Origin of the sequence: Pseudoalteromonas sp. SG43-4, from assembly GCF_014164325.1 — a bacterium.
In the GTDB taxonomy this organism is placed as follows: Bacteria; Pseudomonadota; Gammaproteobacteria; order Enterobacterales; family Alteromonadaceae; genus Pseudoalteromonas; species Pseudoalteromonas distincta.
On the sequence record NZ_JACJFB010000039.1, the window covers coordinates 1 to 1,415 of the forward strand.

Consider the following 1,415-nt stretch of genomic DNA (forward strand, 5'->3'; position numbering starts at 1 on the left):
ATATTAACTTCTGTCAAACTGTCGCATAAAACGCGTTTGGCGTTGTATGGTTAAGCCTCACGGGTAATTAGTACAAGTTAGCTTAATGGCTCACACCACTTCCACATCTTGCCTATCAACGTTGTAGTCTTCAACGGCCCTTCAGAGACTTTAAAAGTCTAGTGAGAACTCATCTCGAGGCCTGCTTCGCGCTTAGATGCTTTCAGCGCTTATCAGTTCCGAACGTAGCTACCGGGCAATGCCATTGGCATGACAACCCGAACACCAGCGGTTCGTTCACTCCGGTCCTCTCGTACTAGGAGCAACCCCTCTCAATTCTCAAACGCCCACGGCAGATAGGGACCGAACTGTCTCACGACGTTCTAAACCCAGCTCGCGTACCACTTTAAATGGCGAACAGCCATACCCTTGGGACCGACTTCAGCCCCAGGATGTGATGAGCCGACATCGAGGTGCCAAACACCGCCGTCGATATGAACTCTTGGGCGGTATCAGCCTGTTATCCCCGGAGTACCTTTTATCCGTTGAGCGATGGCCCTTCCATTCAGAACCACCGGATCACTATGACCTACTTTCGTACCTGCTCGACGTGTCTGTCTCGCAGTTAAGCTGGCTTCTACCATTACACTAACCGTACGATGTCCGACCGTACTTAGCCAACCTTCGTGCTCCTCCGTTACTCTTTAGGAGGAGACCGCCCCAGTCAAACTACCCACCAGGCACTGTCCGTAACCCCGATTCAGGGGCCAACGTTAGAACATCAAAACTACAAGGGTGGTATTTCAAGGACGACTCCACAACAACTAGCGTCGCTGCTTCAAAGTCTCCCACCTATCCTACACATGTAGGTTCAATGTTCAGTGCCAAGCTGTAGTAAAGGTTCACGGGGTCTTTCCGTCTAGCCGCGGGTACACAGCATCTTCACTGCGATTTCAATTTCACTGAGTCTCGGGTGGAGACAGCGTGGCCATGGTTACACCATTCGTGCAGGTCGGAACTTACCCGACAAGGAATTTCGCTACCTTAGGACCGTTATAGTTACGGCCGCCGTTTACCGGGGCTTCGATCAAGAGCTTCTCCCTAAGGATAACCCCATCAATTAACCTTCCGGCACCGGGCAGGTGTCACACCGTATACGTCATCTTGCGATTTTGCACAGTGCTGTGTTTTTAATAAACAGTCCCAGCCACCTGGTCACTGCGGCTCCCGTCCGCTTAGAGAGCAAGTCTCATCACAGATAGGAGCGTACCTTCTCCCGAAGTTACGGTACGATTTTGCCTAGTTCCTTCACCCGAGTTCTCTCAAGCGCCTTAGTATTCTCTACCTGACCACCTGTGTCGGTTTGGGGTACGATTCCATATAATCTGAAGCTTAGAGGCTTTTCCTGGAAGTATGGCATCAACAACTTCATCACC

Annotated in this window: 1 rRNA gene (running past one end of the window); it reads right to left on the minus strand. The window is 51.0% G+C overall.

From position 1 onward, the window contains the following. Positions 1 to 46 precede the first annotated feature (46 nt). Positions 47 to 1,415 (minus strand): 23S ribosomal RNA (locus H5160_RS20310) (it continues 1,566 nt past the right edge of the window).